Source organism: Bacillus sp. 3255 (assembly GCF_031456485.1).
Lineage (GTDB): Bacteria > Bacillota > Bacilli > Paenibacillales > NBRC-103111 > Paenibacillus_E.
The window spans coordinates 87,420-103,051 of the sequence record NZ_JAVDUS010000012.1 but is presented as its reverse complement, the minus strand read 5'-3'; the positions used below and the strand labels follow the sequence as shown (position 1 = coordinate 103,051).

Sequence of the window (15,632 nt, the reverse complement as noted above, 5' to 3'; positions counted from 1 at the left end):
ATTAGTACAGCCCCTCCTCTCCGAATTTTTTGGCCACTTTGTTGGCGGATACGACAAGAATAAGCCCTACGACCGATTTGAATAGCCCGGCCACCGTCGCATAACCGAATCTTCCCTGCTGAATGCCCACACGGTACGCATAAGTGTCGAACACATCCGCCAAATGCGCAACAGGTCCGCTGCTCATCAAGTAAATTTGCTCGAAGCCTACGTCCATTACCTGGCCGAGGCGAAGAATGAGCAGCACGATAATGGTACCCCGTATGCCGGGAAGCGTGACATTGCGCATTTGCTGCCACCGGTTGGCCCCGTCGATTTGTGCAGCTTCATACAGCTCTGAATGGATGCCGGCCAGTGCTGCGAGGAAGATGATCGTTCCCCAACCCGCTTCCTTCCATATACTCTGAGCCGTAAGCATGCCCCAGAACAAATTCGGCTCCGTCAGAAATTCGATCTTCTCGCCGCCGAACTGAACGATCAGTTGGTTAATCACTCCGCTCGCTTGACCGAAGATCAGAAAGCAGATCCCGACGATAATGACCCACGAAAGAAAATGCGGCAGGTACACGACCGTTTGCACGATTTTTTTGAACAGCAGGCTCCGCACCTCATTAAGCAGAAGAGCTACGATAATCGGAACCGGGAAGAAGAATACGATATTGAGCAGCGAGATCGCCATCGTATTGCGAAACAGCAGCATAAAATCAGGATTCGTAAAAAACTCGTGGAAATATTTGAATCCCACCCACTCGCTGTCCCAAAACCCTAAATAAGGCGAATAATTTTGGAAGGCAAGCAGCAATCCCCACAGCGGAAAATACTTAAAGATGAGGAAAAACAGCAATCCCGGCGCCGCCATCATATACAAATATTTATCGCGCCGGAGCGCGGTCTTCCATTCTCCCGCCCAAGTTATTGCAGCGCGTTCTTCTTGGTTGCCATGAGCTTGATCCCCTGAACGGATCCGCTCCATTCGGCTATGCAGCATAACTCTTCACCCCTCTTCATGTCATTGGCATCTGGCTGCCTTGCTCCTGAAGTGATCGTACATGACGGGGATTCCGTGAACAATGACCAATTCTTGCGTCCGAGCCCGTCCCATGCCAAAAAAAGAGGAACCCCGATGAAACGGGGCTCCTCCCTGCTTAATACACTTTTCTTGCCTAAGTAATTAGGCTGCGGAACAAAAAATGGGCACGCTAATCAGCGGTATCGGTGCCGCGGAATTGTCCTGGCGTGACGCCTGTCATCTTTTTAAACACCCGGATGAAATTCTTGGTCTGATATCCGACCTTCCCGGCAATATCGGCAACGGAAAGCTCGGACGTTCGAAGCAGCTCAATGGATCGTTCAATACGCAGCTTCGTTAAATATTCGATGAAGGACACGTCCATCGTCTTTTTGAACAGCTTGCTGAGGTAGTGCGGGCTTAGCCCGCAAATTTGCGCGCACTGGTCGAGGGACAGATCGAAATGATAATTATCTTCCATATACTGGACGACTTTATGAATAATCTGTTCATGCTCATGATTGTGCTTGCCATGCACGTAAGCGGTAACCGGAGCAACCAACTGCTCCTTGAACCACTGGTTGAGCTCGCGGATCGTGCTGAATTTACGAATTTGCGCATACGGAGCTTCTTCCCCTTCTCCAAACAGGCTTGCTGAATCCAATCCAAGCACATAGGCGGTTCGTATGGCGGCCGTGAGCAGCCGGTAATAGGAAATTTGAATGAGTTCAGGCTTGTGCGTGCCTCCCTGCATGGATTTGGCGAACTCGTCCAGCATCCGCTCCGCCTCGTCCTGCCGGCCGAGCTGCAGGGAATTCTCGAAATGCGATTCGATTTCGATCGGATAGCGGTAATGGTGCTCCGATTCGCTGCCGCCGGCATGCACAATGACCTGATTGTCGCCGACAATGATTCTGGAGCTGACCGCGCGAACCGCTTCCTCGTACAGCTCCGGCACATCCGCGATGAGATCGCTCTGACCGCTCATCCCGATTGTCACCGGCAGCCGCAAATAGTCGGATACGAGGCCGCGAAGCCGCTCGACGAACGATTTGATGTCCGTCTCCCTATCCTCCACGGACTCCTGTTCGCCGAACAGCCAAACGGCTACCTGGTCATTGAGCAGGTTCATGATGATCCCCTTGCGCTGATGAGCTCTTAGCAAATCGTCAATAATATTTTTCACGGCGAAGACGATTAGGTTATGATCGCTTTCCTGGAAACGCGATTGCCGTTCCGGCTGCAGATCGAAGGCAAGCACGAAAATACAGTTGTCCATCCCGACCGGCACTTCATATCTGTGCAGCATGCTCTCCAGCTGCTCTCCGGAGTAATGAAGGAACCTTCCTTGCAGCAGCTGCAAAGCGAAAATCTCACGAATCACCGGCGCTTGATCGCTTAATTGCTGCTGGAGCTCGCTGGCTTCACTGCTCAGCTCCATCCACCTCCGGTGCATAAACCCGACTTCGTCGGTATCGATGTCCTGGCCGTGCTCGCCTTTGACCTGAGAAACCAAATTCTGTATAGGACGATATACCCGTCTTGTCCCCCAGAAGGCAAAGAGCGAGCCTAGCAATAAGCAAATCCCGACGATGATAAGGGTGATGAGCGCAATTCCATTGGATTTGGCATTCAGCTCTTGGAGCGGAACGAGATTAATATACTGCCACTTATTGTATGAAGACGTGATCGGCGTTACCATGTAATCCGTGCTATTGCTGCTATAGGCGAATCGCGGCTCCGCACGGTTATGCGCGACAAGCTCCAATAAGCCGTCCGGAACCGTGCTCCCGGTGCTTGAAGTCACGAGCGCTCCTTGCGCGTTCAGAATATACATTTGCTCCCCGTCATAGCTGATGAAGCGGTCCATCATATTTCTGAACAACGCTTCGTCAATCCGTATGAATAGAAGTCCTGTAGGCTTCTGGGCAAGCAGCGGCACTTTGCTGATCAAGGTAACGCCGCTTTGGTTATAACCGGGGACATTCGGATAAGGTCCGGTGACCCACTTGATCTGATCCTCGGACTCGAGTTCCTTGCTTAGCGCCGCCCGGTCCCCTTCGCCCTCGATTTTGCGTCCGCCATAGAAAGAAGAAATCAAATAGCCTTCGTCAGGCACGTACATCGCCACGTCGCTGACCTCTTGATTGCCGCTCTGCAGGGCGGACAGCTCCCGCGAGATGCTCGAATAGAAGCCTGAGTAATTCGTATTCTTCAACTCAGTGAGATTCGAGCTGAAGAAGCTGCCCAGCAGCATTTGGATGGCATTGTTCTGAATTCGGTCCAGCGTTGCATCCATACTCGAGGATACGTTATTAAGGATGCGGACATTGGATTGGTTCACTTCCCGCTGAACAGCCGCCGCGGAGAATAAATAGCTGCCGGTACCGACAGCCAGCACCGGAACGACCGTAGCGAACAAAGAAAGGATGACCATGTTGCGAAAAAACGTTTTTCGCTGAAAAAAGCGTTTCCAAAAACGCTCGAGCAGGTTGCGCATGATGTACACCTCATAAGCAGATTACTGAGCATTTTATACGGAGACAGGGATTTAAGCAAGAAAAAAGAAGAAGACTGTCTACGTGAGACAGCCCTCCTCCGGGTTCTACTTCATTAACATTCGGCACCGGTCATTTCGTTGGTGAAGAACCTTTTGTACTCTTTGGGCGTCAGCTTCGCCGCTGACTTGCCCACATAGTGGTACTGCAAGGCCCGCCGTCGCTTGGACGAAAGATTGTAAGGGGTTCCATGCTTCAGCAAGCCGTGGAATAAAAGAAGGCCCCCCGGCAATAGCGGCACCGCCACATCCTTCTCGACCGCTACATGCGCATCGCACAGCTGCCAATCGCGCACCGCATAATGCGGTGTCGCCCCGTCCGCCTGCGAGCCCGGGATGACGTGCATGCAGCCGTTGTCCAGCGCCGCCTCGTCCAAGGCGATCCACACGCCGACGACTTGCTTATCGTAGGCCAGATTCCCGTAGGCCATGTCTTGATGCCATGGCTTCTCGCCTCCGCCATGCGGCGGTTTGAGCAGCGCCATGTCCTGTACGAGCAGCGGCTCATCGCCCAATATATCTTCAACGGCGGCCATAATCGCCGGATGATAGGCGATCCGGCGCAGCCGCTCGTCGCCGTCCACGAATTCGTGCACCTTCCGCACGGCCAGCTCGCGTTCCTCCGGCGTCCTCAGTTCGCTGCTTGGCTTCGTGAACTGGATTTGCGCCCCTTTGGCATCGACGAAAATGAGCTCGTGCAAGGCATCCTTGGCCGACTGTATCTCATCCTCATTCAGCACATGCTCGACAGCCATGAATCCGTCCATGCGGTACCGGTTCAACGGCTCAGGTCCCCATTCTCCGAAGCCTTGCAGCTTTTCCGCAATCCGGTCGTACCTGTACAGTTCTGCCGAGATTTCTTCCGGCGTGCTCGCTTTCGCCATAAGCCTCCCGTCCCTTCCATTTAACTTATTTGCAGGATTATAGCTTTATTATAGATACGGATCATAGTAAAATAAATGCATTAAAGCACTGGACGGTTTGCACTATTTTACATAAGAAAGCAGGGATCGTGATGTCGACGTTCACAGTGCGTGAGCTCGTTCTCGGCGATTACTTCGGCAAGGTGGTATGCGAGCCCAATTGGAGATGGCACCGCGCCCACAAGCCGTTTCATGACTTTGATCTGTGGTATGTATGGGATGGCGAAGGCGAGGTAACCTTGAACGGCACGGAGCGAAAGGTCGGTCCGGGCGATTGCTTTCTATTTCGGCCTGGAGATTTTACGAGTGCCGCTCACAATCCGCACAAGCCGTTAACCGTTACTTACATCCATTTTGCGGTTCAAGGGAACACTGGTGATCAGGGAAGTAAGATCGAGGATGCCATTATCCCGCTTCCCTCCCACGTGCATTTCGACTCCGCCGAAGCCTATGAGTCCTATCTGGACCGTTTTATCCATGTCAGAATGAGTGGAGCCTATGGCTCCCATGAGGAAGCGGTCATGCTGCTGAAGCTTCTGCTGCTGCTGTTCGAGCGTCAGGCTCCGGCTAATCAGGCGCTTGGCGATACCGCCCGGCGTTCGATGCACAAGGTGATGACCGACGTCGCCGCGCACATCATGCAGGACCCCGGACATCCTTTCAGCATCGCGCAATTGGCCAAGCTGGCCCATCTTTCCCCGCGTTACTTCTCAATTAAATTCAGAGAGATCATGGGACAATCCCTTGAATCCTTCATTATCGATAAAAGAATCGAACGCGCGACCTATTTGCTCAAGCTCGGCATGACCGTCAACGAGGTTGCGGAGGCGCTCGGCTATCGCAGCATTTATTTTTTTAGCAGACAATATAAAAAAGTAACCGGGAAAGCGCCGTCGGCGATGCGTTCTTGATTCGTTTATGCTTTGGAATCTATTGCGGATCATGATAGAATGTATGTTTACAGCATCAAGTGCTAATTCATCCGGGAAGGTTAAGGTCATCATGAGTTCTTCAAATTTACTGCGTTCATTCAATTTTTTGTATTTTGCGCTGCTGGCCATGTTCGTTTCGTTCCTGCCGGTTTATCTCGACGCGCAAGGGCTGCCGGCCTCCAAGATCGGCCTGATCATCGGAACGGGCGGGATCATTACTATTTTCTCGCAACCGTTATGGGGCATGATCAGCGACAAAACCAAAACCATCAAGAAAGTCATGCTGCTGCTGCTGGTCTGTTCCACGTTAGTTGGGTATTTCTTGTATACATCGAACAGCTTCATCGTGCTCTTGCTGTTTACGATGTTTTTGTATTTCTTCTTAATGCCGCTGGACCCGCTTACGGAAAGCTTGAACTTTCAAACGGCGGAAGCCAATGGCGTCAACTACGGCTCTATTCGAACGTTCGGCGCAGTGGGTTATGCCGTCATGTCGCTCGCCGTCGGGTATGCCATTCAGTATCTAGGGCTGAATAGCCTCGGCTTGTTATTCGCCGGGATCGGCCTCATTTCACTTGTCATTTGCCTGGCTCTTCCCGATGCCCCAGTCACCGGAAAACCGATTACACTGAAGAGCTTACAGAATTTCCTAGGAAATAAAGAAACGATTTGGTTTATGGTGTTAATCTTTATTGTTGCCGTTCCTCAGCGGATTAATGATACCTTTCTTGGCGTTTATATCCGCAACTTAGGCGGCAGCCCGGACCTTGTCGGACAAGCATGGTTTCTAGCGGCGGGCAGCGAAATACTCGTCTTCGCCCTGAGCTTCTGGTGGCTGCGCAAAGGCAAGGAGCTTGCCATCATCGCGTTCTCGGCGCTGTTCTATTTCATTCGCTTCTTCCTGTCCGCATGGATTACCGAACCTCATGCTCTCGTCTATTTGCAGCTGCTGCAGATGTTCACGTTCCCGATTTTCTATTCGGCTGCGATTCAATATTTGTACCGCATTGTGCCTGAAGAATGGCGGGCTACCGGACAGACCGTGCTTGCTCTGCTGTTCTTCGGTGTATCCGGTATCGTCGCCTCCTATGCCGGCGGATGGTTCTATGAGGTATTCGGCGGACAGTCGCTCTATCTCTGCATTTCTATCATGTCCTTCGCCGGTTTGGCCTTCAGTCTCATGCTGCGCCTAGTCTATGGAAAAGCAAAGATGGCAGCCTGAACATTTTCTGATACAATGATAGGAATAGAAGAACGGGGGCTGCATCATGGATTACATTGTGTTAGATATCGAATTTAACGGCCGGAAATTTGCCAGCGAACTGCCGATGGAGGTTATAGAAATCGGGGCTGTCCGGTTGAATGAGGCGCTTCAGCCTGTCGATGAATTCGCGGCGTTGATCAAGCCGGTCTACTTCTCGAAGCTGAACGGATTTATTAAGAAGAAAACGGGCATCCCGCAGGAGGATATCGATAAAGCCGCCGGCTTTCGCAAAGTGATCGCCGATTTCATCCACTGGCTCAACCGCAGCGAGCAATTCCTCCTCATCACATGGGGAGGCGAGGATCTGAAGCGCATCGTCTACGATACGCGGATGCACAAACTGGATGATTCCTACTGGATGAATGCCGACTATTTCGATTTATTGAAGGGATACATCCGCTACAAAAATGTAACGAACGACGTAAGCGTCGAGGCGGCGCTGCTCGATCTGGAGATCGCGGCGGAAGGATCCGCGCACCGGGCTTTGGATGACGCACGAATGACGTCACTCGTGTTCCGCGCCGTCTTCGACAAGCTGGATTTCGCCCGGAAGCAGCAATACGTCGACGTATATAGCAATGCGAGAGAACGGAAGCTGCTCAAGACGGCGATTCGCACGATAACGGCCCAGAAGCAGGTGCCGACTTGGGAGCTCATTCAAGAGCATTATTTTACGGACAAGATGGCGCTTACCGATCCGCGGAAAATTGCCGAGCTGCAAGCGTTGTTCGATACGGAGATGGCCAAAGTGAAGCCAAGCGCTAAGAAGGCGCCTGTACAATAAACGGACGATCCGCCGCTGCCGGCGGCACCAAAAAAAGCCAATCCTCGTGACATGTGAACATGTCCGGGACTGGCTTTTATTATAACTGATCGACGCCCAAGCGATTGCGGAACGCTAGAGACGGGAGTGCATCCTGTTCATTGCGCTTCGATCCATGTTGTTGAAGAGAAAGCAATTTCCCCGTCAACTCGAAGAACCATTGTTCGTCTCTGACGGCCAAAGCGACATCAATCAAGCTTTTCACCTGCTCCTCGAGATCCAGAGAGCTTACTGGCAGTTTTTTGACATCCTGCGTACTTACTTCCATGACTTTTCCAATCGTTGATTCACGGTCGGATGCAATCACGTAAATACGAGTCATACCTCCAAGCACATCAATGGATTCAACATAACCGTGCAGCATTTCATCTTGATTCGTGGTGGCCATAACCCAATCACTGATTTGATAGTTCATCATCCAACACCGCCTTAGCGTTATTTTGTTCAACTTCTATACTGTAATTATAATTGTTACAGTAAGAATTGTCAATGCGGTATATGTTGAATTCCCTATGTTGTTCGCGGCTCCGCACACTATACTCCAATTATGACTCTTCCAATCTTCATTTATTCACCTAGCGATCCTATTCTATGAATTTTTTTTCATACAATACGAAATTTACTTTATAACCTCCACTATTTATACTAAGAAGGTTATTAGTTACTCCATTTTTAGCAAGGAGATCAACCATGAGTGCCTCTCCCCTTTTACATGATGAAGATTGGTTGAAGCTGTTGGCGCATGTCGCCGAAGCTTATACGGATGTGACCCTTAGCCGGGGATTTACTTCTTTTAAACTAGGTCAGGTCGTGTCCCTCAGTATGGCGGAAGTGCGGATGGTGCAGGCCAAGGTCGATGATTCCGACTCATACCGCGTAACGCTTGATCTGGATCAGCTTGCCGCAAGCCGGTGCACATGTCCGGTTGGGCGCTCTTGCAAGCATTTGGCCGCCGTGATGATGGAGCTGGGGGATCGTCTGGGGTACCCGGCTGCGCACATCATGAATGCCAAAATGCATATGAAGCGCGCCGCAGCGGCAGCCTCATCCGAGTCAGCGATCCTGGAGCTGCCGAACTTGCCTGTTTCCGCCTGGCAGCAATTTCTCGACAACCTGACAATTCAGTTCAAGCCCGCCTTGGATCAAGGCAGCTATGTACTCCAGCTGCGCAATCATTTGGCAGCGTTAAGCAAGTATGACATCCCGTTCTCCGCGCAGGACCGTGCCTTCTTCGAATTGCATCAGGAGCTGTTCCTGCTCCGTAAAATTAAGAACTCAAGCTCCCATAGCGCCAGCTTCTTCACATCGTCAACCATCTACAAGGTCTATGACGATATTATGACCTGGCTGAAAGCGAACGTACTGCGATTATCTCTGGAGCAATCCGGAGATCGGCTTACCTCGACCCTTGCTTATATCCGCCAGCAAATGGCCGAGCAAACCGGTCACAGCTATCAGGATTTCGGCATTTACACGGCACTCTGGACAGCGTGGCGCAAAGCCGACGGCACTGCGGCGCATGTTCACGCCCGGAAGGAGCTTGAAGCCTGGCCCTCTGCATCGACGCCTTCGCTTCATGCGGCGAACACGTTCCTGCTGCTTGTGGCGGATAAACCGAACGATGCATGGTCATTCTTCGAAGCGGCTCCGTCCTTCAAGGACACGCCCGCTTATCTTTTTGTAAGCTTCTTCGATTATATGATTGAATCCCGCCGCTACGCGGATCTGATAGACTGGCTTAAGAAATCGAACGAATTCTTCAGCAATCCGCGCACCCGGGAACTCGATACTTATGCGAAATATTGGCAGATCGCTATCCAGCACGTCCCGCAAGGGGAAGGCGAGATGTGGCAGGCGCTGGAAGCTCTGCTGCCCCGCTCGTTCTGGCTTATCGAGAAGCTTCTGTACGAGCGGGGCAACTGGAAAGCGTGGCTGGAAATGCAAATTTCCCAGGGGCGCGATCCGCTCTTTCACCGTGTCAGCGTGCTGCAGCCGATTGAGAAGGAACAGCCGCAGCTGCTGCTGCCCTACTATCATCAAGCGGTTCATCATTATGTCGGCCTGAAGAACCGCCACGACTACAAAGCCGCGGTTAAACTGCTGAAACGGCTGGGGAAGGTATACAAAAAATTGAAGCAGCCCGAACGCTGGGCGGCCTTCCTCGACGGTTTCGCGGACCGTCACAGCAGGCTGCGCGCTCTGCAAGAGGAACTGAAGAAAGGAAAACTGCTCGAATGAACGTCATTTTGCACGACTTGACCCTACATATCACGATGACCGATCGCGGCGACGCCCTCATCTGGGGTGAACTCGACGGACGTGAAGCACCGGGCGAACAGCTGCGAAATCTGCTGTTTGCCTGGCATGAGCCGTCCTATTACGGCACTACGCTGGAGCTGCGGCAAGCCGGCGAGCTGACCGTCGTTGTGCTTCCGGCGGAAATGGTTCTGCCGTATTTCGCCGAGCCTGCGTTCATGGGCATCATGCAGATGAACGAAGGGAATGCCGCTGCGACCGTTCTGCTCGCCGCCGCTCCCCTGCTCTATCAGGAAGCCGTCGAGGGGCGTTACGTGCCCAGCTTGCAAGACTTTCGGAGAGGAACGTTAGGCTGGTCATGGGACACGGAAGCGGAAGCGTTACGAGCGTTGGATTGGTCGACACTCCGGCACGTCGAGGGACTCGGCTCCGGAGCGGAGGGCCTTCGGGCCGCCTTCTCCGCCGCTGTCTCCACCAAACATTACGCGGACGAAGCCGCCTTGTCCGATTTGCGGAGGGACTACCCCGCTTTGTTCCAACAAGGCGCGGCCCTAACCGGCATGACCGAGGAGGAATGGCTGTCCTCGCTGGGCTGGCGGCCGGACACGGCGCCGTTCCGCCCTGCGCTGCAGCTCCTGGAGCCGGACGAAGAAGACGACACTTGGCGGCTGCGCCTTGTGCTGCAGGACAAGCAGGATGGCTCGGTGCTTGCGCCGATACGGCTCACCAAGGAGGGCAGCGCCATCGGCACATGGGACAGCTCCTGGAGCCCCTATGTGCGTGAGCGTTCTGCCGGCTGGGCCGCGCGGCTGTCCGAAGCGCTGCCTAGCGGCAGCAGCGGCGAAGAGCTGCTGGCGGGGCCACTGAGCGACGAAGAAGCTTGGCTCTTCCTGACGGCCCACAGCCGCTTCCTGCTGGACGGCGGCTGGAACGTCATGCTGCCCGGCTGGTGGGAGGCCGCCTCCAAACGCAAACCGCGGCTGCGCGCGAAAGTCTCTTCCGAAGCCGGAGGCAAGGGCCGCTCGCTCTTCGGCGTGCACGCCTTAGTCGACTTCGACTGGCGCATCGCGATCGGCAACGCCGAGCTGAGCGAAAGCGAATTCGCTGCGCTGCTATCCAGGAATGAACGCCTGATCCGCTTCCGCGGGCAATGGGTATATCTGGACCCTGCGCTGCTCGAACAGATCCGCAGGCTGATGGCAAGCGTCGACCCGCAGGAAGGACTGTCCCTGCTTGACATATTCCAGCTCCACCTGCTGCGGGAATCCGAGAAAGACCCTGCGCCGAATGGCAGCCGCCAGGAAGAGGATGACGCGGAGGATGAGGCTAGAATACAGCTCGAAGTCGAGCTTAACGCGCATCTGATGGGGCTTATGCGGCAGCTGGCACAGCCTTCGGAGCTGGAGGAAATTCCGGTGCCGGCCGGACTGCGGGCAGAGCTGCGCAGCTATCAGCGGGAAGGCTTCACCTGGCTGACCTACTTGCGCAAGTTCGGCCTTGGCGCCTGCTTGGCCGATGACATGGGTCTCGGGAAGACGATCCAGTTCATCACTTATTTGCTGCACCATAAACCGGAATCGGAGCAGCCGGCGCTGCTCATTTGCCCTACCTCCGTATTAGGCAACTGGCAGAAGGAGCTTGCGCGTTTCGCGCCTGAGCTGCGGGTTTTGTTGTATTACGGCAAAGGACGTCTGAGCGGCGAGAAGCTTGCGGAAGTACTGCAGCATACCGACATCGTGCTGACCTCGTATACGACGGCGTTGATGGAACAAGAAACTTTGCAGGAGACCGTCTGGAGCTCGCTCTGTCTCGATGAAGCCCAGAACATCAAGAACGCCCAGAACAAACAATCGGCCGCAGTCCGTTCGCTCAAGGCGAAGCACCGGATTGCTTTGACGGGAACGCCGATCGAGAACCGGCTGTCGGAGTTGTGGTCGATCTACGACTTCTTGAATCCCGGCTACCTCGGGACCCAGCGCGGCTTCCAGCATCGCTTCGCGAACCCGATCGAGAAGCATCAGGACGAAGAACGTACGCAGCAGCTGCAGAAGCTCGTCAAGCCGTTCATGCTCCGCCGGAAAAAGAAAGATCCCGCGATCCAGCTCGATCTGCCGGACAAGCAGGAGATGAAGGTCTATATTCATTTGACCGCCGAACAAGGCGCTCTCTATGAACAAGCCGTCAAGAATCTGATGGAACGCATGCGGCAGCTCGAAGGCATGGAGCGCAAGGGCGCGATCCTGTCAGCTCTGACCCAGCTGAAGCAGTTGTGCGATCATCCCGTCCTGCTGACGAAGGAAGCCGGGCTCACCGAAGAAAGCTTGCTGGCAGAGAGCAGCCGCGATGCTTTCATCCTGCGGTCAGCCAAGCTGGAACGTTTGGTCGCTATGGTCGGTGAGCTTCGCGATGAAGGCGACTCCTGCCTGATCTTTACGCAGTATGTCGGCATGGGCCGTATGCTGGCCGACATCCTCCAGGCGCAGCGGGGCGAGCCGGTCCTGTATTTGAACGGCAGCACGCCGAAGCAGGAACGCGACAAGATGATCGACACCTTCCAAGCCCCGGACGGACCGGGTATCTTCGTGCTGTCGCTCAAGGCCGGCGGCGTCGGGCTGAATCTGACTGCCGCCAATCACGTGTTTCACTTTGACCGGTGGTGGAATCCGGCGGTGGAGAACCAAGCGACAGACCGTGCATACCGCATGGGGCAGACGCGGAACGTTCAAGTACACAAGTTCATTTCCTTGGGGACGCTGGAGGAGAAAATCGACGACATGCTGGAAAGCAAAATGAGCCTGAGCGAGAACGTCATCTCCACTTCGGAGGCATGGATCACAGAGCTCTCCAATGACGAGCTGCACGACCTGTTTGCTCTCCGCAGAGAGTGGTAAGGCTTACCTGCAAGCAGGATTTGTGGTAAGATAGCGAACGAGAAGTTACAGAAAGGATGACGTATCACCGTGTCTCGTATCATTCAAGTCGATGAACGCCCCTCCATAGGCGAAAGCATCCCCCTCAGCCTGCAGCATCTGTTTGCGATGTTCGGCTCCACCGTGCTGGTTCCGATTCTGTTTCATGTGGATCCCGCCACGATTCTGCTTATGAACGGAATCGGCACACTGCTTTATATTTTGATAACCAAAGGGAAAATTCCCGCCTTTCTAGGGTCAAGCTTCGCCTTCCTATCGCCGGTTTTCGTCGTCCTTGGTTCCAAGGGCTACAGCTCGGCGTTAGGCGGCTTCCTCGTGGTCGGACTCATCTTTACGATCATCGCCATCCTCATCCGTTTTGTGGGAACGCGCTGGATCGATGTGGTATTCCCTCCTGCGGCGATGGGCGCCATCGTGTCTGTCATCGGACTGGAGCTTGTGCCTACGGCCGCATCCATGGCGGGAATCATCGGCCCGGCCGATGCCAAGGAAGCCTGGAGCCCCGATATGACGGCGATCACGGTATCCATTTTCACATTTTTAGTCGGGGTGATAGGTTCCATCGTCTTCCGCGGATTGCTCAAGGTCATTCCGATTCTTGTCGCCATCGTGCTGGGCTATGTCCTTGCAGCATGTCTGGGACTTGTGCATGTGCAAGAAACCTGGAACGCCGCCCAATGGTTCCAACTCCCGACGTTCACAACTCCAACCTTCGATCTGGCGAGCATCTTGATCATCGCACCCGCCTCGCTGGTTGTCATTGCGGAGCATATCGGACATCTGATCGTAACGAGCAATATGGTGGGCAAAGATTTGTCCAAAGATCCTGGGCTCAGCAGATCGCTGCTCGGTAACGGTATCTCCACGATGCTGTCCTCCCTCGTCGGCTCCACACCGAATACGACTTACGGGGAGAACATCGGGGTTATGGCCATCAGCCGGGTATACTCCGTCTGGGTCATCGGCGGCGCGGCCGTCTTCGCGATTGTGCTGTCGTTTGTCGGCAAAATTTCCGCGCTGATTCAGACGATCCCAACTCCGGTAATGGGCGGGGTATCCCTGCTGCTATTCGGAATCATTGCCGCTTCGGGCATTCGGATGCTCGTCGAAACGAAGGTCGACTATGCGAAGCCGGTTAATATGATTCTAACGACGGCCGTGCTTGTCATCGGACTTAGCGGCGCGGCGCTGAAGCTGGGGCATTTCGAATTGAAAGGGATGGCTTTGGCGACGATTGTGGCCATTGTGCTCAGCTTGTTCTTCAAGCTGCTCGACATCTTGAAGCTGTCTAACGAATAAACGGAAAACCTAGCGAAGATCGTATTTCACGATCCCGCTAGGTTTTTTTGGCTGCAATTAATGAAGTCCTTCCAACGCAACCTCGCGCTTGCCTTCCTCTGCCGGCTTGAACTGCTGCTGCCCGCGGCGCAGGAACAAGCCCAGGAAGATGCCGCCGACGGCGATAAAGAGCATCACGCGGAATGTATAGCCGAAGGCCTCCGGCGCTCCGGCCAGCATCGCTTTCGTCATATCCGCGGGACCCGCGATGGCCAGCTGCTTCTCCGCAATCAGCGTGGTGACGCGCGAGGACAGGATTGTCACAAGGGTAGCCACCGCGAAGGAGTTGACCACCTGCTGCATAGCGCTCGTGAGCGACGTAACCCGGCTGACAAGCTCCTGCGGAGCCTTCTTGATCAGATGCGAATTCAGCGGCATCATCATGAGGCCCATGCCGGCGCCGGCCATAATAAGCGGCAGCAGCAGATCTTTGCCCTCGGTCGTCAAGTCAACGTGCGAATATTGATAAATCGCGCCGGAAACCAGCGTGAGGCCGGCAACGACCAGCCAACGAACGCCGATTTTGTCAAACAAATAGCCGCCGACCGGCATCATGAGACCGGATGCGATCGCCTGCGGGAACAGCGTCAGACCGGTGTCGAACGCTCCATACCCGCGGGCTTGCTGCAGAAATTGCGGCAGCAGGAAAATCGCCCCGAACAGGGAGAACTGCAGCACCCATTGCACGAAAATACTGAATGAAAAGTCAACGGACTTGAAGATGCGCAGCTCCAGCAAAGGAATTTTCGCTTTCAGTTCCACGATGATGAATGCGATTAATGCGACCGCACCGATGAGGATACCGCCAATTGTGTTCACGGAGGTCCAGCTTTCGGCACCTTGTGTAATCCCGTAAGATAGCGCAGCGAATGCGATCGGTCCGAGAATCATGCCCGGCAAGTCGAACCCGGCCACAGCTTTCCGCCCTGCCGTCGGCAGCTTCCACAAACCGAAAATTAAACTGAAAATACCGACAGGCAAATTAATGAGAAAGATCCAGTGCCAGGAATGATATTCCACCAGCCAACCGGACAAAATAGGTCCGATTGCCGGCGCCAGCAGGATCGGCACGCCGAGCATCCCCATGACCTGGCCGATTTTGTTCGGCGGGCTCAGACGATACACATACGCCATGGCGACAGGCATCACGAAGCCCCCGCCCAAACCTTGCAAAATACGAAAAACGATCAACCACTCCGCGCTGTTCGGTGTGGCACATAATACGGACGCAACCGTGAATAGCACGACGGAAGTCAAGAACACCTGCTTGGCGCCGAAACGGTCGGACAACCAGCCTGCGAGCGGAATGACTGCGGCGGTAGCCAGCATATAGCCGGTAACCGTCCATTGAATGGTCGGCAGATCGGTCTGGAAATCGACGACCAGCTTCGATAAAGCGACATTCATGGCCGTCGAATCCAGGATGACCATGAAGATCCCCGAGATGATGGCGATGAGCGGTACTAAAATACTTGTCATCTTGAATTCCGGCTGGGGTGCGCCGGATGTTGACGGTTGACTCAATTTTAACGCCTCCTTCGACAATTTCGCGTCTCTCATGTTACAATGAGAACGGACAATTGTCCGCAATCCACATAAT

General features: G+C 54.1%; 11 protein-coding genes. 6 read left to right on the top strand and 5 right to left on the bottom strand.

Annotated features, from left to right (window positions below; translation table 11 throughout):
- Nucleotide 1: 1 nt before the first annotated feature.
- From J2X61_RS18850 to J2X61_RS18840, 3 genes are all read right to left on the bottom strand, one after another.
- Nucleotides 2-988 carry an ABC transporter permease gene (locus J2X61_RS18850; protein ID WP_274469615.1) on the bottom strand — a complete coding sequence of 329 codons (987 nt, stop codon included), beginning with the start codon at nucleotides 986-988 and terminating at the stop codon, nucleotides 2-4.
- 211 nt (nucleotides 989-1,199) lie between these two features.
- Nucleotides 1,200-3,509 (bottom strand): AraC family transcriptional regulator, encoded by a 2,310-nt coding sequence (locus tag J2X61_RS18845; protein WP_310189760.1) that lies wholly within the window; start codon nucleotides 3,507-3,509, stop codon nucleotides 1,200-1,202.
- Nucleotides 3,510-3,622: 113 nt separating this feature from the next.
- On the bottom strand, nucleotides 3,623-4,450 hold the full coding sequence (locus J2X61_RS18840) for a phytanoyl-CoA dioxygenase family protein (RefSeq protein WP_310189758.1): 828 nt from the start codon (nucleotides 4,448-4,450) through the stop codon (nucleotides 3,623-3,625).
- Between the two features lie 131 nt (nucleotides 4,451-4,581).
- On the opposite strand from J2X61_RS18840, the gene J2X61_RS18835 reads away from it, so the two are divergent.
- From J2X61_RS18835 to J2X61_RS18825, 3 genes are all read left to right on the top strand, one after another.
- Nucleotides 4,582-5,400, top strand: coding sequence for an AraC family transcriptional regulator (locus tag J2X61_RS18835; protein WP_274469620.1), 819 nt, complete (start codon nucleotides 4,582-4,584; stop codon nucleotides 5,398-5,400).
- Between the two features lie 91 nt (nucleotides 5,401-5,491).
- A complete protein-coding gene (locus J2X61_RS18830; protein ID WP_310189755.1) occupies nucleotides 5,492-6,643 on the top strand; it encodes an MFS transporter in 1,152 nt (383 codons plus the stop codon).
- Nucleotides 6,644-6,689: 46 nt separating this feature from the next.
- Nucleotides 6,690-7,469 carry a 3'-5' exonuclease gene (locus J2X61_RS18825; RefSeq protein WP_310189752.1) on the top strand — a complete coding sequence of 260 codons (780 nt, stop codon included), beginning with the start codon at nucleotides 6,690-6,692 and terminating at the stop codon, nucleotides 7,467-7,469.
- A gap of 79 nt (nucleotides 7,470-7,548) precedes the next feature.
- Here J2X61_RS18825 and J2X61_RS18820 read toward each other — a convergent pair whose 3' ends face one another.
- On the bottom strand, nucleotides 7,549-7,926 hold the full coding sequence (locus J2X61_RS18820; RefSeq protein ID WP_274469625.1) for an IDEAL domain-containing protein: 378 nt from the start codon (nucleotides 7,924-7,926) through the stop codon (nucleotides 7,549-7,551).
- 272 nt (nucleotides 7,927-8,198) lie between these two features.
- Between J2X61_RS18820 and J2X61_RS18815 the strand changes: the two genes are divergently transcribed.
- From J2X61_RS18815 to uraA, 3 genes are all read left to right on the top strand, one after another.
- The gene (locus J2X61_RS18815) at nucleotides 8,199-9,746 is read left to right on the top strand and encodes an SWIM zinc finger family protein (protein ID WP_310189748.1); all 1,548 of its coding nucleotides are present in this window, start codon (nucleotides 8,199-8,201) and stop codon (nucleotides 9,744-9,746) included.
- Nucleotides 9,743-12,655 carry a DEAD/DEAH box helicase gene (locus J2X61_RS18810; protein ID WP_310189745.1) on the top strand — a complete coding sequence of 971 codons (2,913 nt, stop codon included), beginning with the start codon at nucleotides 9,743-9,745 and terminating at the stop codon, nucleotides 12,653-12,655. The genes J2X61_RS18815 and J2X61_RS18810 overlap by 4 nt, the downstream gene beginning before the upstream one ends.
- Before the next feature lie 69 nt (nucleotides 12,656-12,724).
- Nucleotides 12,725-13,993: a uracil permease gene (gene uraA, locus J2X61_RS18805; protein WP_274469629.1), complete on the top strand. Its 1,269-nt coding sequence runs from the start codon at nucleotides 12,725-12,727 to the stop codon at nucleotides 13,991-13,993.
- Between the two features lie 57 nt (nucleotides 13,994-14,050).
- On the opposite strand, the gene J2X61_RS18800 is transcribed toward uraA, so the two are convergent.
- Entirely contained in the window at nucleotides 14,051-15,556 is a 1,506-nt protein-coding gene (locus J2X61_RS18800; RefSeq protein ID WP_310189743.1) for a DHA2 family efflux MFS transporter permease subunit, read from the bottom strand.
- Nucleotides 15,557-15,632 lie beyond the last annotated feature (76 nt).

Excerpts from the sequence above, each read along its gene's own strand:
- J2X61_RS18840 (WP_310189758.1), bottom strand. The coding sequence starts at position 4,450 with ATGGCGAAAGCGAGCACGCCGGAAGAAATCTCGGCAGAACTGTACAGG.
- J2X61_RS18810 (WP_310189745.1), top strand. The coding sequence starts at position 9,743 with ATGAACGTCATTTTGCACGACTTGACCCTACATATCACGATGACCGAT.
- J2X61_RS18835 (WP_274469620.1), top strand. The coding sequence starts at position 4,582 with ATGTCGACGTTCACAGTGCGTGAGCTCGTTCTCGGCGATTACTTCGGC.
- J2X61_RS18845 (WP_310189760.1), bottom strand. The coding sequence starts at position 3,509 with ATGCGCAACCTGCTCGAGCGTTTTTGGAAACGCTTTTTTCAGCGAAAA.
- J2X61_RS18850 (WP_274469615.1), bottom strand. The coding sequence starts at position 988 with ATGCTGCATAGCCGAATGGAGCGGATCCGTTCAGGGGATCAAGCTCAT.
- J2X61_RS18815 (WP_310189748.1), top strand. The coding sequence starts at position 8,199 with ATGAGTGCCTCTCCCCTTTTACATGATGAAGATTGGTTGAAGCTGTTG.
- J2X61_RS18820 (WP_274469625.1), bottom strand. The coding sequence starts at position 7,926 with ATGATGAACTATCAAATCAGTGATTGGGTTATGGCCACCACGAATCAA.
- J2X61_RS18830 (WP_310189755.1), top strand. The coding sequence starts at position 5,492 with ATGAGTTCTTCAAATTTACTGCGTTCATTCAATTTTTTGTATTTTGCG.
- J2X61_RS18825 (WP_310189752.1), top strand. The coding sequence starts at position 6,690 with ATGGATTACATTGTGTTAGATATCGAATTTAACGGCCGGAAATTTGCC.